The sequence below is a fragment of the Bacteroides sp. HMSC067B03 genome (genome assembly GCF_001811315.1).
GTDB lineage: Bacteria > Bacteroidota > Bacteroidia > Bacteroidales > Bacteroidaceae > Bacteroides > Bacteroides faecis.
The window spans coordinates 1-26431 of sequence record NZ_KV804479.1; the positions used below are offsets into that span (position 1 = coordinate 1).

Annotated in this window: 15 protein-coding genes and 1 tRNA gene; 10 read left to right on the forward strand and 6 right to left on the reverse strand. The window is 45.9% G+C overall.

The window, feature by feature from the left end; genetic code table 11:
• Window positions 1–159: 159 nt before the first annotated feature.
• Window positions 160–244, reverse strand: a tRNA-Ser gene (locus HMPREF2794_RS24605).
• A gap of 132 nt (window positions 245–376) precedes the next feature.
• Between HMPREF2794_RS24605 and HMPREF2794_RS24610 the strand changes: the two genes are divergently transcribed.
• The 3 genes from HMPREF2794_RS24610 to HMPREF2794_RS24620 all read left to right on the forward strand — a co-directional run bounded on the left by HMPREF2794_RS24610 (window position 377) and on the right by HMPREF2794_RS24620 (window position 5243).
• Window positions 377–2878, forward strand: a complete 2502-nt coding sequence (locus HMPREF2794_RS24610) for an endonuclease MutS2 (RefSeq protein ID WP_022301705.1) — start codon at window positions 377–379, stop codon at window positions 2876–2878.
• Window positions 2879–2964: 86 nt separating this feature from the next.
• Window positions 2965–4017: a magnesium/cobalt transporter CorA gene (corA, locus tag HMPREF2794_RS24615; protein WP_010537331.1), complete on the forward strand. Its 1053-nt coding sequence runs from the start codon at window positions 2965–2967 to the stop codon at window positions 4015–4017.
• Window positions 4018–4034: 17 nt separating this feature from the next.
• The gene (locus HMPREF2794_RS24620) at window positions 4035–5243 is read left to right on the forward strand and encodes an L-serine ammonia-lyase (RefSeq protein WP_008760393.1); all 1209 of its coding nucleotides are present in this window, start codon (window positions 4035–4037) and stop codon (window positions 5241–5243) included.
• 79 nt (window positions 5244–5322) lie between these two features.
• Here HMPREF2794_RS24620 and HMPREF2794_RS24625 read toward each other — a convergent pair whose 3' ends face one another.
• From HMPREF2794_RS24625 to HMPREF2794_RS24640, 4 genes are all read right to left on the reverse strand, one after another.
• The gene (locus tag HMPREF2794_RS24625) at window positions 5323–5823 is read right to left on the reverse strand and encodes a PepSY-like domain-containing protein (protein WP_010537330.1); all 501 of its coding nucleotides are present in this window, start codon (window positions 5821–5823) and stop codon (window positions 5323–5325) included.
• Between the two features lie 38 nt (window positions 5824–5861).
• Window positions 5862–6305 (reverse strand): PepSY-like domain-containing protein, encoded by a 444-nt coding sequence (locus HMPREF2794_RS24630; protein ID WP_055271165.1) that lies wholly within the window; start codon window positions 6303–6305, stop codon window positions 5862–5864.
• A gap of 220 nt (window positions 6306–6525) precedes the next feature.
• A complete protein-coding gene (locus HMPREF2794_RS24635) occupies window positions 6526–7704 on the reverse strand; it encodes a heparin lyase I family protein (RefSeq protein ID WP_070752955.1) in 1179 nt (392 codons plus the stop codon).
• Window positions 7705–7839: 135 nt separating this feature from the next.
• Window positions 7840–8391, reverse strand: coding sequence for a DUF4738 domain-containing protein (locus HMPREF2794_RS24640; protein ID WP_010537327.1), 552 nt, complete (start codon window positions 8389–8391; stop codon window positions 7840–7842).
• Window positions 8392–8541: 150 nt separating this feature from the next.
• On the opposite strand from HMPREF2794_RS24640, the gene HMPREF2794_RS24645 reads away from it, so the two are divergent.
• From HMPREF2794_RS24645 to galB, 7 genes are all read left to right on the forward strand, one after another.
• A complete protein-coding gene (locus tag HMPREF2794_RS24645; protein WP_070752957.1) occupies window positions 8542–12069 on the forward strand; it encodes a two-component regulator propeller domain-containing protein in 3528 nt (1175 codons plus the stop codon).
• Window positions 12070–12184: 115 nt separating this feature from the next.
• Entirely contained in the window at window positions 12185–14827 is a 2643-nt protein-coding gene (locus tag HMPREF2794_RS24650) for a cellulase family glycosylhydrolase (protein ID WP_070752959.1), read from the forward strand.
• Between the two features lie 54 nt (window positions 14828–14881).
• Window positions 14882–17857: a SusC/RagA family TonB-linked outer membrane protein gene (locus HMPREF2794_RS24655; RefSeq protein WP_070612442.1), complete on the forward strand. Its 2976-nt coding sequence runs from the start codon at window positions 14882–14884 to the stop codon at window positions 17855–17857.
• 19 nt (window positions 17858–17876) lie between these two features.
• Window positions 17877–19454 (forward strand): RagB/SusD family nutrient uptake outer membrane protein, encoded by a 1578-nt coding sequence (locus HMPREF2794_RS24660; protein WP_070752961.1) that lies wholly within the window; start codon window positions 17877–17879, stop codon window positions 19452–19454.
• 23 nt (window positions 19455–19477) lie between these two features.
• Window positions 19478–21220 carry a DUF5114 domain-containing protein gene (locus HMPREF2794_RS24665; protein ID WP_070752962.1) on the forward strand — a complete coding sequence of 581 codons (1743 nt, stop codon included), beginning with the start codon at window positions 19478–19480 and terminating at the stop codon, window positions 21218–21220.
• A 23-nt stretch (window positions 21221–21243) separates the two neighbouring features.
• Window positions 21244–22332, forward strand: coding sequence for a glycoside hydrolase family 53 protein (locus HMPREF2794_RS24670; protein ID WP_029425438.1), 1089 nt, complete (start codon window positions 21244–21246; stop codon window positions 22330–22332).
• Window positions 22333–22396: 64 nt separating this feature from the next.
• Window positions 22397–24844 (forward strand): beta-galactosidase GalB, encoded by a 2448-nt coding sequence (gene galB, locus HMPREF2794_RS24675; protein WP_010537320.1) that lies wholly within the window; start codon window positions 22397–22399, stop codon window positions 24842–24844.
• Between the two features lie 535 nt (window positions 24845–25379).
• Here galB and HMPREF2794_RS24680 read toward each other — a convergent pair.
• The gene (locus tag HMPREF2794_RS24680) at window positions 25380–26411 is read right to left on the reverse strand and encodes an endonuclease/exonuclease/phosphatase family protein (RefSeq protein WP_055271179.1); all 1032 of its coding nucleotides are present in this window, start codon (window positions 26409–26411) and stop codon (window positions 25380–25382) included.
• Between the last annotated feature and the right edge of the window lie 20 nt (window positions 26412–26431).

Below are 26431 nucleotides of genomic sequence, written 5' to 3' on the forward strand. Positions count from 1 at the left end.
AAATGAAAATCCCTCAGGTTTTTACATTGATCCAATAACATTGGTTGTGTCCCTATTTTCAAGTATAAATCTTAAATAATACAAAAGCACCTAATTTTACACTCTTGGGTGTAAAATTGGGTGCTTGTTTTACAATCTGCTGATTTTCAGCGTTTATTGCGGAGAGACAGGGATTCGAACCCCGGGTACCTCGCAGTACAACGGTTTTCAAGACCGCCGCAATCGACCACTCTGCCACCTCTCCAAAACTCCTTTATCAGAAGTGCTTTCCGTTGAAAACGGTGCAAAGGTACGAATCATTTTTAAATCTGCAAACAATCTGACATTTTTTTCGCGAAATAATCGTATTTTTGCAGCATATAATAAGTATAAAGATATGATATATCCTCAAAATTTTGAGCAAAAGATAGGATTCGACCAAATAAGACAGTTACTGAAAGATAAGTGTCTCAGCACTTTAGGCGAAGAGCGGGTTTCAGACATGAGCTTTTCCGAACAATACGAAGAAGTGGAAGAGAGATTGAATCAGGTAACCGAGTTTGTGCGTATCATTCAGGAAGAAGACGGGTTTCCGGATCAGTTTTTCTTCGATGTCCGTCCGTCATTGAAACGAGTGCGGATAGAAGGTATGTATTTGGACGAACAAGAACTATTTGACCTACGCCGTTCATTAGAAACCATTCGTGATATTGTACGCTTCCTTCACCGGAATGAAGAAGAGGAAGAAAACAATGTCCCCTATCCCAGCCTGAAACGACTGGCGGGAGACATTGCCGTATTCCCCCAATTGATCGGTAAGATAGACAGTATTCTCAATAAATACGGAAAAATTAAAGATAATGCTTCCAGCGAGTTGGCACGTATCCGTCGGGAGCTGTCCAGTACAATGGGAAGTATCTCACGTTCACTAAACAGTATCCTGCGCAATGCACAATCTGAAGGCTATGTAGACAAAGACGTAGCTCCGACTATGCGTGACGGACGTCTGGTAATTCCTGTCGCTCCGGGACTTAAACGAAAAATAAAAGGAATCGTACACGATGAATCGGCAAGTGGGAAGACCGTATTCATCGAACCGGCAGAGGTCGTAGAGGCCAACAACCGTATTCGCGAACTCGAAGGTGACGAACGTCGGGAAATCATTCGTATCCTTACAGAGTTTTCCAATATCCTGCGCCCATCTATTCCGGATATCCTCCAGTCGTATGAGTTTCTGGCAGAGATCGACTTTATCCGCGCAAAAAGCTATTTTGCCATACAGACCAACAGCCTGAAACCGGCAGTAGAAAAAGAACAACTATTGGATTGGACAATGGCCGTACATCCATTGCTGCAACTCTCATTAGCCAAACATGGAAAGAAGGTAGTCCCCTTGGATATAGAACTTAACCAGAAGCAACGCATCCTTATTATTTCCGGTCCGAATGCCGGAGGTAAATCAGTCTGCCTGAAAACTGTCGGATTGCTACAATATATGCTGCAATGCGGTATGCTGATACCTTTGCACGAACGTAGCCATGCCGGTATGTTCAGCAGCATCTTTATCGACATCGGTGACGAGCAGTCCATTGAAGACGACCTGAGTACTTATTCTTCCCATCTGACCAACATGAAAATCATGATGAAGAACTGCAACGAACGCAGCCTCATCCTGATTGACGAGTTCGGAGGAGGTACAGAACCGCAAATTGGAGGTGCTATCGCTGAAGCCGTATTGAAACGCTTCAATCAGAAAGGAACGTTCGGAGTGATAACGACTCACTATCAAAATCTGAAACATTTCGCAGAAGATCATGAAGGAGTGGTCAACGGCGCTATGCTTTACGACCGTCATTTGATGCAGGCACTTTTCCAACTACAGATCGGAAATCCGGGCAGTTCATTTGCCGTAGAGATTGCCCGAAAAATAGGATTGCCGGAAGATGTTATCGCAGATGCTTCGGATATTGTAGGAAGCGAGTACATCAATGCCGACAAATACCTTCAGGATATTGTACGTGACAAACGCTACTGGGAAGGAAAACGACAAACCATCCGCCAGAGGGAAAAACACATGGAAGATACCATTGCACGTTACCAGGCAGAAATGGATGAACTACAGAAGTCACGGAAAGAGATTATCAAGCAGGCAAAAGAAGAAGCAGAACGAATGTTACAGGAATCGAATGCCCGTATTGAAAATACAATTCGTACCATTAAAGAAGCTCAGGCAGAAAAAGAAAAGACCCGTCAGGTACGTCAGGAACTAAACGATTTCCGCACTTCACTGGAAACGATGACTTCCAAAGAACAGGAAGAGAAGATTGCCCGCAAAATGGAGAAGCTGAAAGAGAAACAAGAGCGGAAGAAGAACAGGAAAAACGAACCGAAAGCTACTGCATCACAGACACCCGCCGTTCCTAAAGTCATGCCTCTCACTGTCGGTGAGAATGTAAAAATCAAGGGACAGACAAGTGTCGGACAAATAATGGAAATCAGTGGTAAAAATGCAACCGTTGCTTTCGGAAGCATTAAAACCACAGTGAAACTGGAACGTCTGGAACGAAGTAATGCTGCCCCGAAAACGGAAAGTATTGCCAAAAGCACGTTTGTCAGCAGCCAGACACACGACCAGATGTACGAAAAGAAACTCAACTTTAAACAAGACATCGATGTGCGGGGAATGCGTGGTGACGAAGCGCTTCAAACCATCACTTATTTCGTAGACGATGCTATCCTGGTCGGCATGGACCGTGTACGCATCCTTCACGGAACAGGAACCGGAATACTCCGTACACTCATCCGCCAATACCTGTCCACCGTACCAGGTGTCAGGCACTATGCAGATGAACATGTCCAGTTCGGAGGTGCCGGAATTACGGTAGTCGATTTTGACTAATCTGTAAACAAAACGATCGAAGAACTTGTTCTCTTTTAGAAAACCACTACCTTTGTTACAGTGGTTTTCTAAAACGAGAATAAAGCATGAAAAATAATCTGTTAAGCGAAAAGCTTATTTATACCGGGGACAGTCTGACCCCTACCCACCTACATCTCTGTACATACAATGCAACCGAGATACAGGAAAACTCCGGTGTCAGTTTTCAAAGCGTCAAAGAAACGCTGGATAACGAACGAATCAACTGGTTGCAGGTACATGGACTGAAAGACACGGAAACCATCCGCGAAATTTGCAGCCATTTTGAGATAGACTTCCTCGTTTTACAAGATATATTAAATGCCGACCATCCCACCAAAATAGAAGAACATGACAAATATATTGTCCTGATCCTGAAAATATTCCATCCCAATGAGCATAAAGAGGATGATGACCTCGACGGATTGCTCCAACAGCAAGTCTGTATCATCCTGGGAAACAATTACGTACTCACTTTTCTCGAAAAGGAAACCGATTTCTTTGATGAAATCAACTCCGCCCTGAGAAATGATGTGCTGAAAATCCGTAGCCGCCAGACGGATTATCTGCTCAGTGTACTGCTGAACAGTATAATGGCAAACTACATCTCAACCATATCTTCCATCGATGACGCACTCGAAGACCTGGAAGAAGAACTACTTATGATCACAAACGAAAACGACATAGGCATCCAGATTCAGGGCTTGCGCCGCCAATATATGCTGATGAAAAAAGCCATTCTTCCGCTTAAAGAACAATATGTAAAATTGCTGCGGGCAGAAAATCTCCTTATACATAAAGTGAACCGTGCATTCTACAATGACGTAAACGACCATTTACAGTTTGTATTACAAACGATCGAGATCTGCCGGGAAACATTATCTTCATTAGTCGATCTGTATATCTCAAACAATGACTTACGAATGAACGATATCATGAAACGGCTAACCATTGTATCCACCATTTTTATCCCGCTTACGTTTCTGGTCGGTGTATGGGGAATGAACTACAAATGGATGCCTGAACTGGACTGGCGATACGGATATTTATTTGCCTGGATTATCATGGCGATTATCGGTATTATTGTATATTTGTACTTCAGAAAAAAGAAATGGTATTAATTAAAGCACACCCAACCATGAAATCTATTAAAGAGTTATACAGAATTGGCACAGGTCCTTCCAGCAGTCATACAATGGGGCCCCGTAAAGCAGCGGAAATGTTTGTTGAACGTCATCCGGATGCCGCTTCTTTCAAAGTAACCCTCTACGGAAGTTTGGCAGCCACAGGCAAAGGACACATGACGGATGTGGCCATCATAGATACCTTACAACCTGCCGCTCCGGTAGAAATTGTATGGCAACCCAAAGTTTTCCTTCCTTTCCATCCGAACGGAATGACATTTGCCGCTTTAGATGCAAACAACAAGATATTGGAAAACTGGACAGTTTACAGTATCGGCGGCGGAGCTTTGGCAGAGAACAATGACAACCCGACCATAGAAAGCCCGGAAGTATATGGCATGAACAATATGACCGAAATTCTGCAATGGTGTGAACGTACCGGAAAAAGCTATTGGGAATATGTCAAGGAATGCGAGAATGAAGATATATGGGACTATCTGGCGGAGGTATGGGATACGATGAAAGATGCCATCCACCGCGGACTGGAAGCGGAAGGTGTATTACCCGGACCGCTGAACTTGCGCAGAAAAGCTTCTACCTATTATATACGTGCTACCGGATACAAACAATCCTTACAATCCAGGGGACTCGTCTTCTCGTACGCATTGGCAGTCAGTGAGGAAAATGCTTCCGGTGGCAAGATAGTAACCGCTCCTACCTGCGGCTCCTGCGGTGTAATGCCGGCAGTGCTTTATCATCTGCAAAAAAGCCGTGACTTCAGTGATATGCGCATTCTGCGTGCCTTGGCTACAGCGGGGTTAATTGGGAACATTGTCAAATTCAATGCATCCATCTCCGGTGCGGAAGTAGGTTGCCAGGGAGAAGTAGGCGTAGCCTGCGCAATGGCATCGGCAGCAGCCAATCAATTATTCGGAGGGAGTCCGGCACAAATTGAATATGCCGCGGAAATGGGACTGGAACATCATTTGGGAATGACTTGTGACCCTGTATGCGGTCTCGTTCAAATCCCTTGTATCGAACGGAATGCTTATGCAGCCGCCCGTGCACTGGATGCCAATCTTTATTCAGCTTTTACAGACGGCATGCACCGTGTTTCCTTTGACAAAGTGGTACAGGTAATGAAACAAACCGGACACGATCTGCCATCACTTTATAAAGAAACGAGCGAAGGAGGACTGGCCAAAGATTATCAGCAAATGTAAACGTATTATAGTGACGCTATCCTCATGGGATGGCGTCACTATAATTTCATACTGATAATCAATACGATACAGATTCATTTCATCCCATAGGCGGCCAATTCGTATCATCGCCGTCAGTGATATCCCTTTCATGCAACAATCCACCTTCCTGTGAGAAGTACAATGCAAATTTCAAATTTCCCTGTTTCACCTGAATCACAGACTCAGTCGAATGCTGCGGATACGTCAGTACAAACACATCTGTCACTACCCACGAACTGTAATTGGAATTACGAAAGCCAGTATATACAGCAGGTACTAACTGATCGATACTATCCAGTTCGTTTTCCGTCATTACCCAGTTGGCATTCGCATCGAACCAAACATCCAGCTCGTCACCAGTCACCCAGCAGTCAGCTACGTAATAATTCCCTTTCATCTCCCACTCCACATTCTGGGCATTCGGATATAGTTGCTTCAATGCCTCAATAATGTTGGCAGGCGGATTGTACGTTTCATCATCATTGTCATCGCATGCGCTGAAAGAAAGGACAGCCAACATAAAAACGACTGCCCATGCGCCAAACTTAAACTTTAACATAATTAATTCTTAGGATTTAGGTTATATCATACATTCACTTAATCATCCGCTTTCAGGAATTTTCCTTTCTTATCAAATTTGAAAGAAACACCGGTACTTAGTTCCACCTCATACCCTTTCCGGTCGCGCTCCACTTTCGTCACAGGTTCTGTGAAGTTATGCTCCTTCAGATAGCTGGCAGCGAATGAAGGAACGACGCTTGCCGGAACAGCCTGTCCTTTCTTTGCGCTTACTTCCTCCCAGTTACCTTTACTATCAAAATCTATTTCCGTACCGTCCATCAATAACACTTCATATTTTGTAGACTCCATCATATCTTTATCAATCTTGATATGAGCCACCTGAGGTTTGGTAAAATGACGGTTGATAAAGTTGCGTGCCGGAAGCGGCAGTTGATTCATGTCTTTTGTAATCACATCGCCGGCAAATGAGAACTGTATAGCTACAATAGCCATCACAAGCAAAGATAAAATTTTCTTCATAATCGTTATTCTTTATCGTTAATACTATATCTAATAAGTTTTATACTGCAAATAACGATACAGATTTAGGAAAGATTTGGGAATAATCAAAGATCACATTCTTTTTTGTGTTCTTTAACTTTCAGCCCGGAATCTGCTCCACAAAAAAATCCGGATGCCCACATGGAAACATCCGGATTGCTCTCTTCACCTTAACTTATAACCTTAACTATTTACCTATTTATCTTTCTGAATATCCTGCCAGATTATAACATACGGGAACGGTACTATCACCTACACGGTAAATTCCGAACTTAAAGTAATAGCCATCTTCGTCGTTACGTCCAATCAAAATCTTCTCATTATCCACAATGTGTTTGCTCACTTTCATCCCCTTCTCCTGATAATCCATCTGTACATCCAGCATGCCCGGCTTCACAATCGTTTCAGCTTCTTTACCATATACCGTCCAGTCGATATGAACACGGAAAGTAATCCAGCAATCTTTCGGAAAATCGGCAAAAGGCAATTTATAGGCAATGGTTGATGCCTTATACTCAGAAGTTACAGGTTTCATAACGGGGGTCTTCCCCGGGTTTGCATTGCAACGGTCATCTTTGTCTGTCAGCCATTTACGGTCGGAGTTCGCCTTGATATAAAACATACCTCCTGAAAATCCGAATGCCAATGGCGGATATCCTCCTTGTTCTACCAACCATCCGTTGGGCTTTCCTGCTTTATATACAGGATTTCCATTTTTATCTTTCACCGGATTACCCTGTTTATCCAGTTTGGCTACTTTTTCGTGTCCTGCATTCTTCTTGAAGAAAGTCGTTTTTTCCAATTCTACAAATTCGTCAATAGTCAGCTTCTTCACTTCCCCCTGGGGAGTTTGAACCAAAGTCCGGTCAGGCATTCCATGCCATTGGGCAAAGATGGTAGATACATTACTGTCCAGAGAAGAAGGAATATAAACCGAAAACTCATAGTCACGGGAACTTCCTTGCGGACAAGCCCCCTTTCCGTGGTGATAAACAGTTTTTGTAATCTGCGCTTTCTGATAAACATCAGCCGGCAATCCCTTGAAATCGTCAGAAGTTACATAGCAGTATGAAAATTCGGCACGTCCCTTCGTTTCGCCTTTCGCATACCCTTCCAGTGTGTTGTCTTCGGTCTTCAACTCAAAACGGTAGGAAGGTTTTCCATCAAACAAGTGAGTATAATCACGTTGAATGGCATGAGGTTTATTCGTTCCGACAGCTACCCAACAACCATCAATAATCTGATTGGCACGTGCAGAATCAGCCTGTACGTTGACCCGTTCGGTGAGTGGCACCAGTGTTTGCGTATTTTTAGTTTGAGCAGTCAACATTACGCAGCCTGCCGCCATCATATAAATAACCAAAATGTTTTTCTTCATTCTATCCGGTATTAAGTTTATCGACGGTGCAAAAATACAAAAGGCAACCCTTACGGCTGCCTTTCGTTTGTCTCAAATGCTTTCACATTTGTGCAATTCTTCTGTCAGAAATGTCTTATACTCCTATCTACAGGCTTAATCAGCCGTTTCTTCCGGATAATCCTCTTCAAGCATATCCACTTTCTTGATGCTCATTTTTCCATCGGCTGAAACTGTAATGGAGAGCGGGACATACAAGTCTGTCTGCGGATAGCAGACACTGGCCGCGTAAACGATTCCTTCCGGCGTGGTCTTATCATATACAATTCCTTCGAGTACGGACTTTGAAAGGAAGTTCGCATCGACTACGGATGAAAAATCATTCTTAGTAAATGTTTTATTAAGTACGTTCTCGCCTCCACGGGTGATACGCAACACTATCTTATTGTCTACATAGGTATCCCCCATTTCATTGGAGACGTGAGGCAGACTCTCGTCGGGAGTACGCGAAACCAGCGAGTGATAATCTTTCCCCTTAAATTTAATATCAGTTTCAGCTTTCGAACTTTGCATACGCTGCAATCCATGAGCGTCTACACTGTCTTGCGTTGCCAACACTGATTCTTTATTTGAACTTCCGTTCTTACCGCCACAGGCAACTACTGTCAGAGCCAATGGTAACAAAAGCAGATAAATTAGCTTTTTCATTCCGAACTATTCTGTTTAATAAATATAGAGCAAAGGAACAAAAAGACGGGGAGATTTACAAGTGTAACCGACATTTTTCCTACATTTGCAATCAAGAGTGCTAATATTAACACAACAATTAGAGATTTAATGCCTTGCAAACCTGACATCATGTATCAACGAATCATAGTCATTCTTTTTCTCCTTTGTGCATGTTGCATTCAAAGCAGCACCGCCTATGGACAAAAAGTAAATTACCAGCAATTCGACAATATTTATCTCGGTGCTGAAGCATCGGTGGTCAGTTGTTTCCTTCAAGACAGCGAAGGACTGATATGGATAGGTTCCAACAAGGGATTATTCAGTTATGACGGTTATTCCACACAGCAGCATTTCACTTACGGAGAAATCAATAACACCCGTATCTATTGCGGTGTCATTATAGATAACACCTATTTATATATGGGTACGGACAACGGAATCCTAATCTACAATTACCGGACTGACCGCTACGAACAACCGGCAACAGACTTTCCGACAGATGTACGCACAATGGCACTTCAAGGAGACACCCTGTGGATAGGCGCATTAAATGGCTTATACACCTATCAGCTGCAAAACCGGAAGCTAAGTCCTCTCGACACAAAGCGCAACGGACTACCCCATAATACCATCTACTCCATTATCCGCACCGGAGACAATCAGATTTATGTGGGAACCTACAACGGGCTGTGCCGCTATATTGCCTCAAACGGGAAATTCGAAAAGATTCCCCTTCCCGTCAATAGCAGCCAAAGCAACCTGTTCGTCAATTCCTTACTGGAAGATACGGGTCGCCAATGTATCTGGATCGGTACGGAAGGTTACCTTTTCCAGTATTTTCCATCAACCGGACAGATGAAGCAGACAGAAGCCTTCCATAACAACTCGATCAAATCACTGGCTCTGGATGGAAATGGAGATCTGCTGGCAGGTACGGACAACGGCCTGTACGTCTATCACAATGATGTCACTCCTCTACAGCACATCATTCACGATTCCCGCAATATCCAGTCGTTGACGAATAACATCATCTGGAATATCTTTGCCGATCAGGAACATAACATCTGGCTGGGTACCGACTACGGCATTTCCCTTTCACGCTACAACAGCGCCCTGCAATTTATTCCGATCTCACAGATTACAGGTACGGGAGACGGAAATCAGTTCTACTCCCTGTTCCGCGACTCAAAAGGTTTCTACTGGTTTGGAGGTACCAACGGATTAATCCGCTTCACCGATCCTGCCGGAGACAAGCATAACGCTATCTGGTACAGAATGGGTGACAAGACTTATCCGTTATCACACAACCGTATCCGGCATATTTATGAAGATAAGGAACAGCAGCTATGGATAGCTACCGACGGAAGCATCAACCGTTACGATTATGCAACCCGCCAATTCGTGCACTATAACATTGTAGACAGTACAGGAACATATAACACCAACTGGACTTATTATATGTTCGAAGACAATGCCGGACATCTGTGGATTTCAACCTGTCTGGGAGGAATCTTTGTAGTAGACAAGCACAGGCTGATGCAGTCTGCCTCCGGACAATATGTAGCCGAACAGAATTACTCCGTCCACAACGGACTGTCCGGCATGTTTATCAACCAGATTATTCCCGATAATGAAGGCAATGTATGGGTGTTGCTCTACAATAATAAAGGGATAGACAAAATTAATCCCCGCACACGGGAAGTGACAAAATTATTTGCTGACGAATTAAACGGAGAGAAAAGCCCCAACTACCTGTTATGTGATGAGGACGGTATGCTCTGGGTAGGGTTTCATGGCGGTGTCATGCGTATCAATCCCAAAGACGAGAGCCAGCAAAGTATCTCTTTCGGAAGTTTCAGCAACAACGAGATTCTGTCCATGACTTCCGTAAAGAATCACATCTGGGTGTCCACTACCAACGGACTTTGGATAATCGACCGGAAAACAATGGATGCCCGGCTGCAGAATATGACAGACAAGCGCTTCACAAGCCTGCTATTCGATCCGAAAGAGAATTGCATTTATCTGGGAGGAGCTGACGGCTTCGGTATCTCACACCCCGATATACAAACCATACACCAACCGGAACGCCCGATCCTGTTGACTGCCTTATACATTAACAATCAACTGGTATCACCACGCACCAGAGATGACGTGCCCAATATCCGATATACCAACTCGATCGAATTAAAATATAATCAGAATAACCTGTCATTCGAATTATCCGATCTTCCTTATTCACTGGATGAGAAAAACAAGTTCGTTTATCGTCTGGAAGGAATGGACAAAGAATGGAACTTCCTGAAATCCAATATCAACCGCATTACATACAGTAATCTGAGCTACGGAAATTATCAGCTTATTATCAGCAAACTGGGAAAAGACGGTCAGCCGTCCGACCAGCCTTATATTCTGAATATCCGGATTCTTCCGCCGTGGTACTATACAATATGGGCAAAAGCCATCTATGTTTTACTGCTGCTTAGCCTGATTGCATGGACAATCAACTTCTTCCGGGTAAAAAACCGCCTGAAAGCAGAACGCAGGGAAAAAGAGAAGATTCTGGAGCAGTCCCGCCAGAAAATGACCTTCTTCACCAACCTGTCCAATGAATTAAAGACGCCTCTCAGCCGGATTATTGCTCCCATCAGCCAATTACTTCCGGCTACAGAAGAAGCACATGAGAAGCAAACACTGGAAGAGGTTCAGCGCAACGCCATGAAAATAAACTCGCTGATTCATCAGGTACTCAACTTCAACCGGATTGAAGACAATAAAGATTCATTGCTTATCCTGTCGCGCATCGAACTGGTATCGTTCAGCCGCAGTCTATTCTCTGTATATGAAGAAGACGAACGGTTCACTTTCCATTTCGAAGCAAACAAAGCAAAGATTTATGCCGATATGGATGCGATCAAACTAGGAGTGATACTGGATAATCTATTGTCGAATGCCGTCAAGTTTACCTCCGAGGGTGGAAATATCCGTTTATCCCTTTTCTATCGGCAAGAAAGCGGTCTGCTGGAAATTTGCGTATCCGACACAGGAGCAGGTATCCCGCAACAGGATATTCCTTATATCTTCCAACGTTTCTTCCAGTCACCTCATAGCGGTAGCAAAGAAGGTACCGGTATCGGGCTTTACCTGGTAAAGACTTACACAGAACTGCATGGTGGCTCTATCAACGGAGTCACTTCCGAAAAAGGAAAGGGAACTTCCATCGGACTGAGTATTCCGGTCGCCGCAGTAGAAGAGGATGAAATACCGGCTGCACAGTCTAAAAAGCAGTTAGAGTCTCTTCCCGTACTTAAACCGATCGAAGCTGAGTCACAGGATGAGAAATTCCTTTCGAACATCATCCGTCTGATCGAAGATCACCTCTCCGATGCAGACCTGAATGTAAATGCACTTTGCGAACTGTCGGGAATCAGCAACAAGCAGATTTACCGGAAGATCAAACAACTGACCGGAATGTCTCCGGTGGAATATATCAAATCTATCCGAATGAAGAAGGCTGCCATGTTACTGCAACAAAAGAAATTCACCGTTGCCGAAGTGATGTATATGGTAGGCTTTTCCAATCACTCTTATTTCTCCAAATGTTTTCAGGCAGAGTTCGGAAAAACGCCGCGCCAATACCTGAATGATGAGTTGTAGGGGCATTTCAGGGCATTTCGTCCTATTTTTATCCTTATATGTCCAATCTGTGCTTTTATTAAAATGACAGATAATCTATCTTTGCCGCTATCAACAAACCAGTAAATTTGATAGCATGAAAAGACAGTTTATTCTTACCTGCATTTGCCTGTTATTCACCTTTGTCGGCACACAAGGGAAAACGACTTCCATACCTACTATATATATAGATGGAAACGGAGTGATGCGTTGGAGCGACACTCATCGGGAAGCTTCCTTCTTCGGTGCAAATTATACTACCCCTTTCGCTCATGCTTACCGTGCTCTCGGATACTTGGGAGTAGACCGTAAGGCAGCTATAGATAAAGATGTGTACCATCTTTCCCGACTGGGATTCAATGCCTATCGTATTCACTTATGGGATGTGGAACTGACAGACGGAGAAGGAAATCTTTCAGAAAACGATCATCTGGACCTGATGGACTACCTGATTGCCAAGCTGAAAGAACGGAATATCCATATCGTGATTACCGCACAAACAAACTTCGGGAACGGATATCCCGAACGGAACGAGCCGACAGGCGGCTTTTCTTATAAGTACGACAAATGCAGCATGCACTCCGAACCGGAAGCTATTGCCGCACAAGAAAGATATCTCTATAGTTTGGTGAGACACACCAATCCCTACACCGGACTGGCTTACAAGGACGACCCGTCTATTGTAGGATTTGAAATAAATAACGAACCCTGCCATTCCGGCACAAAGGAAGAAGTAAAATCCTACATCAACCGAATGCTGAAAGCCATACGCAAAGCCGGCAACCGGAAGCCTGTATTCTACAATGTAAGCCATAACGAATGGACAGTAGAGGCATACTATGACACCGATATCAAAGGAACGACTTACCAATGGTATCCCATCGGTCTAGTATCCGGACAAACACAACAAGGGAACTTCCTTCCCTATGTAGACCGCTACGATATTTCATTTGCCGATAAAGTAAAAGGCTTCGATAAGAAAGCCCGAATGATTTACGAATTTGATCCGGCGGATATCATGTACTCTTATATGTATCCGGCTATGGTCCGCACTTTCCGCACAGCCGGCTTTCAATGGATTACCCAGTTCGCGTATGACCCGATGGACATTGCCTACGCGAATACCGAATATCAGACACATTTTCTGAATCTCGCCTATACCCCGCACAAGGCAATCAGCATGAAAATAGCTTCCGAGGCAGCACAAAGCCTGAAGAGAGGCGCATCTTACGGAAGTTATCCACAAGATACGTTGTTCGGTGAAGGTTTCCGGGTAAGCTATACAGAAGACCTCAGCGAACTGAACAACGGAAACAAATTCTATTACTCCAATACCACCCGTACGCAACCCAAAGATGCCTCACAACTGGTATCCATCGCAGGGTGTGGAAGTTCTCCTGTTGTGCGCTACGAAGGTACAGGCGCTTATTTCATAGACCGTCTGGAAGACGGAGTATGGAGACTGGAAGTGATGCCTGATGCAATCATCGTCAATGATCCGTTCGCCAAACCTTCGCTGGAGAAAGAAGTAGTGACCATCGCTTACGGTGCCTGGGACATGGCCTTGCAACTTCCGAACCTGGGAAATGCATTCACCCTTTCCGCCATTCAATCGCCGGCCAATTCAACACTTGCTTCCTCCGCCTACAGAGAGAACAGCAGAAAAGAGGAAGTGAAAGACGGAGTGATTCACTCCCTCCGTCCGGGCGTTTACCTGCTGCAACGCAAGCATTGTGCGCCGAAGCAAAACTGGACAGCCGATTCGCAATGGAATACGATCAGACTGGGCGAATACGCGGCTCCCGCACCACGGGCAACGAGTTACCGGGTTATGCATACACCTGCCACCACTGTGGAAGCCAACAAACCATTGAAGATCACAGCACAGATAACAGGTCCGGAATTTCCCGACTCCGTCATCATTTACACCGACAAGATCTCTTTCTGGAACGATCACAATCCGTCCGTCAAGATGCAGCGCACAAACGGCTATACATATCAGGCAACGATACCCGCCGAAGAGATAAAAGAAGGTTATTTCAGGTATAACATCATCGTCTGCCGGGGCGACAGTACCCGTACTTATCCTGCAGGGAGTTCCGCTACAGGAAGTTCTTCCGGTACAAACGGAAATCCGCTGGACTGGGACTACACCCTCAGCCAATACTGGACTACCCGTGTAGTCGCCCCAGGTAGTGCGATACAGTTACTGACTGTAACAGATACCCATAGCCGGATAGAAGCCTATACACTCCCCGAATGGAACGAGCTTCACCGGAGTTTAACCGATTCATCTCCGACAGAAAAACCATTGCTCCGGTTCACCTTTACATCAAAAGGAGAGAATCCGCAATACTTCCTTCGCACATTTGTCAAAGATAAGATAGACGGAAGAAAAGGCAAAATAAAAGATTGTACCATCCTCTGTATCCGGGTTAACCGGGCGAAGGCTCTTCCGGAAGGAATCAGTGCCGGTTTCGTTACATCGGACGGATACACGTACAAAAGCCCTTGTCCTTCTCCCTCACCGGAAGGAATCATACGAATCCCTTTGAACCGGTTGCGTCAGACAGACACGGCATTGCTTCCGGTAGCTTATCCCGTCTTCCTGAAACAGTACTTCCAGCCGGAAACGGAAATACCCTTCCAGGCGGAGAAAATAGAAAAGCTGGAAATATCAATGCCGGGCAATGCCAGACCGGTAACAGAGATCGAGCTTGGAGAGATCTGGCTGGAATGATACTATTAACCGATATTTCAATAAAATAAATCTATTATCAATTACACAATAATTATGAACAGTAACATCTTAAATCTACGCCATCTGACTGTACTATTCATCTTATGTACAGCCTTTCTTGGAGGCGCAATTCCTGCCTTTGCCCAACAGGGAGGCAAGAAAATGACCGGACAAGTGATCGATGAGAACAAAGAACCGATGATCGGAGTGAGCATTCTCATTGTAGGAACATCAACGGGTACAGTGACCGACTTTGACGGAAACTACACTCTGAATGTACCGAAAGACAGTAAGGAACTACAATTCTCTTACGTAGGATACGAAACTAAAGTGATAGCTATCCCCGCAAACGGCAACGTACTGAATGTACAAATGAAAAGCGACTCACAAGTACTGAGTGATGTAGTAGTCATCGGATACGGAACGCAACGCAAAAGTGACCTGACCGGTTCGGTGACGAACGTCAGCAGCAAAGACTTCAACATGGGACTGGTAAGTTCTCCCGAACAACTGATTAACGGAAAAATCTCCGGTGTACAAATCATGTCCAACAGTGGTTCGCCTACTTCCGGAAGTACGATCCGTGTACGTGGAGGAGCTTCACTGAATGCAAGTAACGATCCGCTGATCGTATTGGACGGTGTGCCTCTGGAACAAGGAGGTATCAGCGGTAATGACGGCAATTTCCTGAGCCTCATCAACCCGAATGATATTGAAAGCATGACGATTCTGAAAGATGCCTCTTCAACCGCGATCTACGGTTCGCGTGCATCCAACGGTGTCATCCTTATCACTACCAAGAAAGGAAGTTCGGACAAAATGAAAATCACATTCAGCACTACCAACTCTATTCAGACCCGTACAAAGTTAGCGGACATGTTGAGTTACGACCAGTTCGTGAACACCATCCGGACACAAGGAACAGCTGCCCAACAAGCCTTGTTGGGGACAGCCCGCACCGACTGGAACGATGAAATATACCAGAATGCCTTCGGAACGGACAACAACCTGAGCATTACCGGAAAGATTGCTCCGAACTGGCCCATCCGCGTATCGGTAGGTTACTACAACCAAAGCGGTCTGCTCCGTACGGACAATGCCGAACGATACACCGGAAGTGTTACGCTCAACCCTTCTTTCTTTAAAGACCATCTGAAGTTGAATATCAATGCAAAAGGTTCCATCAATAACAACACGTTCGGTAATACGGAAGCCATCTGGGCAGCTTCTACCATCAATCCGACCATTCCGGTTTATTCCGGTCTGGACACTTTCGGAGGATATACAGAGGCGGTAGACAATACCGGTGCACCGGTAAACGGAGCAGTGATGAACCCGGTAGGTCTCATCCAAATGAACGACTCGCATAGTAATGTCAGACGCTTCATCGGAAATATCGATGCGGATTACCGTGTCCACTTCTTCCCCGATCTGAAACTGCATGCTACGATAGGTTATGATTACGCACAAGGTAAAGGGAGTGTATATGTTCCGGCAGAAGCTGCACAAAACTACACCACTTCCGGCCTGGATTACAGCTATGGTCCGCAAAAGAAAGAAAACCGTCTGCTGACTTTATACGCCAACTACAATAAACTGGTGGAACCGATCAAAAGTAGTTTTGATGTGACAGCCGGTTATGACTATCAGTACTGGAAAGCAACCAACCCTCTTTACAGTGAAATGAATACGCTCGGAGAAGTGCTGAAAACTTCGAAAGCAACCGATGAACGCCATGTACTACTCTCCTACTACGGTCGTCTGAACTACTCGTTCGACTCACGCTATATGCTGACTACCACCGTACGCCGGGACGCTACTTCCCGTTTTGCCAAGAATGTGCGCTGGGGTACTTTCCCTTCGGTAGCACTGGGATGGAGAGTGACGGAAGAGTCTTTCCTTAAAAACAACAAAGTACTCAGCAACCTGAAAGTTCGTGCCAGCTACGGTGTGACCGGTCAGCAAGACGGTATCGGCAACTATAACTATCTGCCCATCTATACTATCAGCCAGAATGGTGCCGAATCTATCATGGGTAATGATTACATTTATACTTACCGTCCCAAATCGTATGTTTCCGACTTGAAATGGGAAACGACTACTTCATGGAATGTCGGTTTCGACTTCGGTTTCCTGAAAGACCGTATTACCGGTAGTTTCGACTACTACACCCGCAAAACGGAAGATCTGATTGCAACCGTCCCCGCTGCAGCCGGAACGACTTTCGACCGTAACATCACGACTAACGTAGGAAATGTAGACAGTCAGGGTATTGAGTTCAGCCTGAACGCAACACCGATACAAACCAACGACTGGAACTGGGATCTCAGTTTCAATATGACCTGGCAGAAGATGAAGGTGAAAAACCTGTCGCTGGCTGCCGGAGCTGCTGCTACCAACACTTCCGTAGGTCCGTATATCGACAGCTATCAGGTACAGACATTAAGTGAAGGATATGCTCCTTACATGTTCTACGTTTACCACCAACTGTATGATGAGAAAACCGGTAAACCGGTAGAAGGTGCCTATGTAGACCTGAACGGCGACGGAGAAATCAATACCGAAGACCTGTATCGCTACCACTCTCCTGCTCCTGACTATATTCTTGGCTTCAGCACCTCACTACGCTGGAAGAAATGGACATTGAGCACCAGCCTGCGTGCCAACATCGGCAACTATGTATACAATGCAATGGCGATGAACACCGGAGCCTGGGAAACGGTAAGCTACAACTCTTATCAGTTGAACAACCTGTCGACGAGCTATCTGAAGACCGGTTTCCAGTCCCGCCAATACTTGTCGGACTACTATGTAGAGAATGCTTCGTTCCTGAAAATGGACAACCTCTCACTGAACTATAATTTCGGTGAAATCTGCAAAGGATGCAGCCTGAATGTCAGTGCTATGGTACAAAATGTATTCTGCATCACCAAATACAGCGGTGTAGACCCGGAAGTACCCAACGGCGTAGACAACTCTTTCTACCCGCGTCCACGTACCTTCTCACTCAACGTAGGTTTCAACTTCTAATTACTTAAAAAAGCGCATTATGAAAAAGATATTTTATACAGCCTTCTATTTTTGCAGCGCACTGCTGCTAAGTTCCTGCATAGGCGATTTGGACCAGTATCCGCATGAAGACGAAACAGCCGCCAGCATCTACACCAGCGCCGCAAACTATAAAGCCGTGTTAGGGAAAATCTATACGGCAATGGTAACTACCGGACAAGAAAAAAGCGGTGATCCGGATTTGAGCAGCAACAGCGGACAGGACTACATGCGTTGCTTCTTCAACCTGCAGGAATGCGGTACGGACGAAGTAGCCTCTACCTGGTTGTCCGGTGACAACGTGACCGGCCTCACCTACCTCAGCTGGGATGCCAACGACCCGTGGGTATCGGATATGTACTACCGTATTTATTACAACATTGCATTGTGCAATGAGTTTATCCGCAACGCTACCGACGAAAAGCTGGCACAATTTACGGAACAGGAACAAAGTGAAATCCGTCATTACCGTGCCGAAGCCCGGTTTATGCGTGCGCTGTTCTACTATCATGCACTCGACCTGTACCGTAACATTCCGTTTGTGACGGAGAATGACCCGACAAGCGGTTATCTCCCTCCACGCTATACAGCCGCACAGATTTTCAGTTATATCGAAAGCGAACTGAACAGCACCGTGAATGATATGCTCGACAAAGCGAATTGTCCTTACGGCCGTGCTTCACAGGGAGCTGCGTATACCTTACTGGCTAAACTCTATCTGAATGCGGAAGTGTACACCAATACTTCCAAATATACCGAATGTATCAGTGCCTGCCAACAGGCAATCGCTCAGGGATATTCTCTGGAAGACGATTACAGCAGCCTGTTCAATGCGGATAATGACAAGCGCACTGCCAATGAAATAATCTTCACCCTGCCGGTAGATGCTACGCATACCGTATCATGGGGTTCTTCCACCTATATCATTTGCGGTGCGGTAAGTAATACTTCCGACAAGCAAGTACCCGAAGACTATGGAGTGAAAAGCGGCTGGGGTATGTTCCGCGTACGCGGTGAAATACCAGCTCTGTTTACAGGAGAGGCTGACCAACGCTACTTATTCTTTACCGGCGGCCAGACTCAATACCTGGATAAAATAGATGATCAGTCAAACGGCTTTTTTGTAACGAAATGGACCAACCTTACAGATAATGGTCAAACGGCTTCCAATACAGCCGACGGCGGTGTGAACACCGATTATCCCCTGTTCCGTCTGGCAGACGTATATCTGATGATGGCGGAAGCCGTTGTACGTGGCGGCACAGGAAGTGACAGAGGAACGGTATTGGGCTATATCAACGAACTTCAGAGACGGGCATACGGTGACGATGAGCACAAAATAGCAGATTCCGACCTGACTCTTGACTTCTTGTTAAAAGAACGCGCCCGCGAACTTTACTGGGAAGGACACAGACGTACGGACCTGATCCGCTACGGCATGTTCACAACCGACAAATATCTGTGGCAGTGGAAAGGCGGCGAGAAAGGCGGTACAGCCGTAAACAGCAAGTACAATATCTACCCGATACCGAATACGGAGCTTACAGCCAATCCGAACCTGTATAATGAAAATTATTAATTATCCTCTAATACGAACGATATATGAAAACAATAAATAGTCTGATCCTCTCTCTGGCAGCCCTCTTCGTACTGGGTGCCTGCGAAGAAGACGGAGATAAATATTACTTGTCGAGCCTGACAAGCAATGAACTCATTGCTTCGACAGACAACATCGTACTGACCGAAGCGACCGCACAGAAGAATGTGTTATCGCTGGCATGGACAGACCGTACACTGGCTATCAGCAATCCGAACTTTAAACCGACTAATTTGCTGAAAACCGCCATGCAAGTCTCTTTGAGCGAAGACTTCTCGGGTACTATCGTAGAGTCTGCCGAAACCTCCCTTTCGAAGACTTACAACGGTGCCGAACTGAACATTGTCGCTAATAATCTGGGAGTGGAAGCCAATGTGGCCGCAAAATTCTACTTCCGCCTGAAAGGAACGACGGGTAACAACATCGATCCGGCTTATAGCAACGTAGAAGCAGTAACCATCACCCCGTATGAGCTGGATATGCGCTTTGCCAACGTACTCGACCAGAATGCGACTGCCACAGGAATGACCCTGTTCTCCGCCAATACCGACGGTATATACAAGGGCTTCGTCGGTGTAGAGGGCTGGTTCAACTTCCTGGTGCAGGAAGCCGACGGTACCATCTGGAGAAATGACAACGAGACCGGAATGCCGTTCCTGCTCACTACAGCCGGCGACTGGAAGTGCTGGTTCCCCGGAACTGCCGGTTGCTACTATATCACATTTGATACCAACAGCAAGCAATGGAACGGACTGCTGATTCCTTCTTTAAATGTCAGCGGAGACATCAATGCCACCATGACATTCGACCGTACCAGCCGGAAATGGACCGCTACATTCAATGCGAATGCAACCGGAACAATCACCGTCCGGATTGACGGAACCGGTAAACTGTATGACCATACCTGCGCCAACCTCAACGACAATGGCGGTTATGACATCGACGATACAAAAGCCAAGGACACCCCTGTCGCATTCAGTGGCAGCAACGCTGCATTGAGCTTTGGAGAAACTGCCGGAGATATCACTGTCAATGTTCCGCAAACAGGAGAATGTACACTGAGCATCGACCTGAGTAATCCGCAGCAATGGACAGCTACCGTAGAGAAAGGCGGCTCCGTAGAACCGGAACCCGAACCGGAAGAAGGACAATATCTGTATCTGCCGGGAATCGGTCCGGACACTGAATGGGCATACGACCACAAAATAGAAGTCTATTACAAAGAAGAACAGAAGTATGCCGGCATCGTAGACGTTAACTCCAAATATGGAAACTATGCGATGACCTTATTCTCATCGGGCAATGAGTGGGATACCAGCAGAATGTACACCATCGCCAAGGATGATGCTGCCAGCACAGCCGAAAGCGGTACGCTGATTAACGGACAAGGCACTAACATTCCTGCTCCCGATGCCGGACTGTATCTGTTCGATGTATCTCTGAAAGAGCTTACTTATAAGACGTATGCTCTTGGCGACAATATCTATTGTTACTACGGAATAGAGAATGACAACAGCTTCAACCCGATTGCAAGCACCGGAACTGCCGGCGAATACTCCGGTATCATCACACTGGCGACAGATTCCAAATGGGGAGCCAAATTCTATGTAGAAAATGCATGGACTGCTTTCTACGGAGGAAGCGACGGCAAGCTATATTACAATGGCGATGGTATCATGCTGAAGGCTGGTACTTATACAATTACAGTGAACCTGATTGACGGAACTTATTCCGCCGTTCAGCAATAACCTTTAGATAACGAAGAACAATGATGAAACAATTCAAAAACATATTGATGGCTTCCGCACTGTTGTGCGGAGCCTTCTTCACCGCTTGCGACGACAACGATGAAAAGCCGGTATTTCCGGAAAATCAAGAGAATGTGTATGATATGTCCGGCTTCGCCAAAGGAGCGGACGTCAGCTGGCTGACAGAAATGGAGAAATCAGGCTACAAGTTCTATGATGCCGAAGGCAACGACCACGAATGCATGTCCCTGCTCCGCGATCTGGGAATGAACTCGATCCGCCTGCGTGTATGGGTAAACCCCGACCAGGGATGGTCTGAAAACGAAGGCTATTTCAATCCCGAAGGCTGGTGCGACAAAGACGATGTTGTGACCAAAGCATGGCGCGCCCACAATCTGGGTTATCGTATCATGATCGATTTCCACTATAGCGACATCTGGGCCGATCCGGGACGACAGGAAAAACCTGCTGCCTGGGCAGACTTGTCTTTCGAGGAATTGCAGAAAGCTGTAGCCGACCACACGACTGATGTTCTGAGTGCCATCAAAGCAAGAGGCATCGATGTGGAATGGGTACAGGTAGGCAACGAAACACGTTCGGGCATGCTGAAACCCGACGGAGCGGCCAGCAGCGGAAACACTGCCAACTTTGCCAAACTGGTAACTTCCGGTTACGATGCCGTCAAAGCAATCTATCCGCAGGCAAAAGTGATTGTACATATCGACGAAGGCAACAATCCCAACCGCTATATCTGGCTGTTCGACGGACTGAAAGCAGACGGTGGCAAATGGGATGTAATCGGCATGTCACTCTACCCTGATCCAGAGACACAGGACTGGCGCAAGCTGAACAACGACTGCATAAGCAACATAAAAAATCTGATCGAACGCTATAATACTCCGGTCATGATGTGCGAACTCGGCATTAACTGGAATTACGAAGAAGCAGAAGCATTTTTTACCGACTTCGTGACAAAAGCGAAAGAAATAGACCAATGTCTGGGCGTATTCACCTGGGAGCCTCAGTGCTACGGTGGTTGGAAAGGGTATCACAAAGGTTTATTTGACGACAGCGGCAAGCCGACTTCTGCATTTAATGCCTTCAAACGATAAATTTATTGAATCCTTTTCATAACTTTACCCCGAATCCCTAATTTATATACCTGAAAAAGAGAAAATGAACATGAAACACCAAAAACAGTTGCTAACTGTACTTTTGATGAGCGCAGCCAGTATGCTGCAAGCACAGCGCAGCGAAACGCTGCTCGAAAAGAACTGGAAATTCAGTAAAGGAGATTTTCCGGAAGCTGCGCAGACTGACTACAACGATACTAAATGGGAATCGGTCGTTATCCCACATGACTGGGCCATCTTCGGACCTTTCGATGTGAAGAACGACCTGCAAAATGTAGCAGTCACACAGAACTTTGAGAAAAAGGCATCACTGAAAACCGGACGTACCGGAGGTCTTCCATATGTCGGAACCGGATGGTATCGCACCAGTTTCGATGTTCCCGCCGACAAGGAAGTCACTCTCTTGTTCGACGGAGCAATGAGCGAAGCGCGTATATACGTCAACGGACAGGAGGCTTGCTTCTGGCCTTTCGGCTACAATTCTTTTCATTGCAACGTTACCCCTTTCCTGAATAAAGACGGAAAGAACAATACACTGGCGGTACGCCTGGAAAACCGTCCGCAGTCTTCACGCTGGTATCCGGGAGCAGGTTTGTACCGCAATGTACATCTGATTGTGACGGACAAAGTCCACGTCCCCGTATGGGGTACGCAGATCACCACTCCCCATGTCAGTGATGAATTTGCCGCCATACGCCTGCAGACAAAGATAGAGAATGCCGGCGAAAAGACGGAAATCCGTATAGAGACAGAAATCCTGTCACCGGATGGAAAGGTAGTGACACGTAAAGAAAACAAAGGACGCATCAATCACGGGCAGCCGTTTGAACAAAACTTCATCGTCAATGCGCCTCAACTCTGGTCGCCGGAAAGCCCCGCTCTCTACAAAGCCGTATCCAAAGTGTATGCAGACAATCAGCTGGTAGATACCTACTCTACCCGTTTCGGTATCCGCAGCATTGAATATATTGCCGACAAAGGTTTCTATCTGAACGGAAAACACCGCAAATTTCAGGGGGTATGCAATCACCATGACTTAGGTCCGTTGGGTGCAGCCATCAACGTAGCGGCACTTCGCCACCAGCTCACACTCTTGAAAGACATGGGATGCGATGCCATTCGTACTTCCCACAACATGCCGGCTCCCGAACTCGTGGAATTGTGTGATGAAATGGGATTCATGATGATGATCGAACCGTTCGACGAATGGGACATCGCCAAATGTGAAAACGGATATCACCGTTACTTCAACGAATGGGCAGAACGCGATATGGTGAATATGCTGCACAACTATCGCAACAATCCTTGTGTGGTAATGTGGAGCATCGGCAATGAGGTTCCCACCCAATGCAGCCCTGTCGGATACAAAGTTGCGAAGTTCCTGCAAGACATCTGTCATCGTGAAGATCCTACCCGCCCCGTCACCTGCGGCATGGACCAGGTATCTTGTGTGCTTGCCAACGGATTTGCCGCCATGATCGATATTCCCGGTCTGAACTACCGCGCCAACCGCTATCAGGAAGCATACTCCAAACTTCCGCAGAATCTCATTCTGGGTAGTGAGACCGCTTCTACCGTAAGTTCACGCGGAGTCTACAAATTCCCGGTTGAGGATAAGAAAAGTGCGATATACGACGACCATCAATGTTCTTCTTATGATGTAGAGGCTTGTTCGTGGTCAAATATCCCTGACGAGGACTTTGCATTGGCAGACGATTACCACTGGACCATAGGACAGTTTGTATGGACCGGCTTCGATTACTTGGGTGAGCCTTCTCCTTACGATACCAATGCCTGGCCCAATCATAGTTCCATGTTTGGCATTATCGACCTCGCCAGTTTGCCCAAAGACCGCTATTACTTATACCGCAGCATATGGAATAAGGAAGCGGAAACACTGCATATCCTGCCGCATTGGACATGGCCGGGACGCGAAGGTGAAGTAACTCCAGTATTTGTTTACACCAACTACCCTGCTGCCGAACTGTTTATCAACGGCAAAAGCTATGGCAAACAAAGCAAGAACAACAGTTCATTGAAGAGCCGTTATCGCCTGATGTGGATGGATGCTGTATATGAACCGGGTGAAGTGAAAGTAGTAGCCTATGATAAAGACGGAAAAGCAGTAGCAGAAAAAGTGGTCCGTACAGCCGGCAAGCCTCATCACATCGAACTGGTCAGCAACCGGAATGAACTGACGGCAGACGGAAAAGACCTTGCTTATGTAACCGTGAAAGTAGTAGACAAAGACGGAAACCTCTGCCCTGCCGACAACCGCCTGATTAACTTCTCCGTCAAAGGAGCCGGAACATACCGTGCCGGAGCCAACGGTGACCCAACGAGTCTCGACCTGTTCCATCTTCCGAAGATGCACGCTTTCAACGGAATGCTTACAGCTATCGTACAAACGAATGAAACAGCCGGAGAAATTATTCTGACTGCCAAAGCCGGCGGAGTGAAAGCAGGAAGTATCCGTCTTCTGACAAAATAATCGGTCTACATAAAGAAATATATTTGAAAAATTGCTGTCACCTGTCACCAAACGAGTGATAATAGTCTGATAATTAAACCATAAGACCGTGACAGCAACGTGTGACAGCAGTGTGATGGCAAGTATTGCCGTCACACTGCTGTTTCACGTTGCTATTTCATCTTAGCTCCCTCCTGCACTTCTACTGATATCAAGTCAAGTTCGTTTCCCTATTTGAAACTATAGTTCCCATTGCTTGAAACTCTAGTTTCATACGCTCGAAACTTTTGGTTTCAAGCCTTTGGAACTATGGTTTCTTACTGATGAAACTACAGTTTCTCACCGATGGAACCCTAGTTTCAAGCAGTGGAAACTAATTAAGCTACAACGAGTGGCAGTAGCGTGACGGCAAATTCTGCCATCACACTGCTGTCACTCGTTGCCGTCACCATATTTATACCTAAAAATCAACCTGTTACCTCTAAAACAGTGACAGGTGACAGATAATATTTGTTTTTATTTATATAGGATGAAGAAAATATAGATGCTACTGATATTATTTACAGATAAACGTAACCAACAATCCTTTGTGATCGGTTGGCCATACATCAAGCGGCAATAAGAACTTATCTTTGGATGTCTCCTGCACGCGCTGTGCGCGGACAATAGAACCTTTCGGTCCGAAGATGACCGCCTTCCTTGCATCCAGTCCTTCGCCTTTATAGAAAATAAAGTCGATCCGGTCCCGCTCGTCTGCTTTGGGAGCCCATGTGATTTTCTCCGGAGTTTTTGCCGGATTGTCCGAAGGATAAGTAAAGCCGGGATGTGTCAAGGGATTGGGATATATCTTGCGGTAACTATCTACAAATCCGGCTTCTTCGAGCAAAGTCGTTACCGTCCAGGGCACAACGAAGCCATTGTGATCGTACATATCTTTATTCTTTTCTATCCAGTCACGGTGGGACGGTTCGTTAAAGTCACCGCCGATAATCACTTTATACCCTGCTGCCAGGTCTTTCTCAGCCTGAGTGATAAACAAACGGATAGCATCGTCACGCTGGGAAGCAACGTTTACTTTCAGTATCTCTTCTACCGATGCCGGCAACGGTATTTCCTTCCAGGTAGAACCGTCATAGCCGCGGGCATTGTAGTATGCACAATCCAGATAATCCAGATGTGACGTGTAAACCGCTACCTTATGCCCGTTTACCGAACTGGTCAGGCGGTAGATACTTCCGTGATCGTCTTTCTCGGGAAAAACAGTCAGGGAATCGGTGATAGGATGTTTGCTCAGCAACCCCGTGTCATAACTATAAAAAGAATAATACGAAAGCCCCTTCTCTTTCAGCGAAGCACAGACGCGGGCTGTGAAATTCGTCTTATTGTAATTCCTGACTTCACTGAAAGTTACAAAGTCCGGTTTCAGGCGAACAATCTCATTGACAATGGCGTCATATCCTCCCGGTACCATCGTACCTTCCTGCCATACATTCCATTGCAGTACTGTAAATTCATTACTCTTCTGACTTCGTGCAAAGACGGAAACAAATAGTAAAAGTGTCGTAAATAGTAAGTTGGTTAATCGCATTTCATTTATTATTTAGCGTG

What these genes read in the sequence shown, in the direction of transcription:
- HMPREF2794_RS24640 (WP_010537327.1), bottom strand. Translation starts at nt 8,391, where the DNA reads ATGAAAAAGCTAATTTATCTGCTTTTGTTACCATTGGCTCTGACAGTA.
- HMPREF2794_RS24625 (WP_010537330.1), bottom strand. Translation starts at nt 5,823, where the DNA reads ATGTTAAAGTTTAAGTTTGGCGCATGGGCAGTCGTTTTTATGTTGGCT.
- HMPREF2794_RS24660 (WP_070752961.1), top strand. Translation starts at nt 17,877, where the DNA reads ATGAAAAAGATATTTTATACAGCCTTCTATTTTTGCAGCGCACTGCTG.
- HMPREF2794_RS24635 (WP_070752955.1), bottom strand. Translation starts at nt 7,704, where the DNA reads ATGAAGAAAAACATTTTGGTTATTTATATGATGGCGGCAGGCTGCGTA.
- HMPREF2794_RS24650 (WP_070752959.1), top strand. Translation starts at nt 12,185, where the DNA reads ATGAAAAGACAGTTTATTCTTACCTGCATTTGCCTGTTATTCACCTTT.
- HMPREF2794_RS24655 (WP_070612442.1), top strand. Translation starts at nt 14,882, where the DNA reads ATGAACAGTAACATCTTAAATCTACGCCATCTGACTGTACTATTCATC.
- HMPREF2794_RS24670 (WP_029425438.1), top strand. Translation starts at nt 21,244, where the DNA reads ATGAAACAATTCAAAAACATATTGATGGCTTCCGCACTGTTGTGCGGA.
- HMPREF2794_RS24665 (WP_070752962.1), top strand. Translation starts at nt 19,478, where the DNA reads ATGAAAACAATAAATAGTCTGATCCTCTCTCTGGCAGCCCTCTTCGTA.
- corA (WP_010537331.1), top strand. Translation starts at nt 2,965, where the DNA reads ATGAAAAATAATCTGTTAAGCGAAAAGCTTATTTATACCGGGGACAGT.
- HMPREF2794_RS24630 (WP_055271165.1), bottom strand. Translation starts at nt 6,305, where the DNA reads ATGAAGAAAATTTTATCTTTGCTTGTGATGGCTATTGTAGCTATACAG.
- HMPREF2794_RS24610 (WP_022301705.1), top strand. Translation starts at nt 377, where the DNA reads ATGATATATCCTCAAAATTTTGAGCAAAAGATAGGATTCGACCAAATA.
- HMPREF2794_RS24620 (WP_008760393.1), top strand. Translation starts at nt 4,035, where the DNA reads ATGAAATCTATTAAAGAGTTATACAGAATTGGCACAGGTCCTTCCAGC.
- galB (WP_010537320.1), top strand. Translation starts at nt 22,397, where the DNA reads ATGAACATGAAACACCAAAAACAGTTGCTAACTGTACTTTTGATGAGC.
- HMPREF2794_RS24680 (WP_055271179.1), bottom strand. Translation starts at nt 26,411, where the DNA reads ATGCGATTAACCAACTTACTATTTACGACACTTTTACTATTTGTTTCC.
- HMPREF2794_RS24645 (WP_070752957.1), top strand. Translation starts at nt 8,542, where the DNA reads ATGTATCAACGAATCATAGTCATTCTTTTTCTCCTTTGTGCATGTTGC.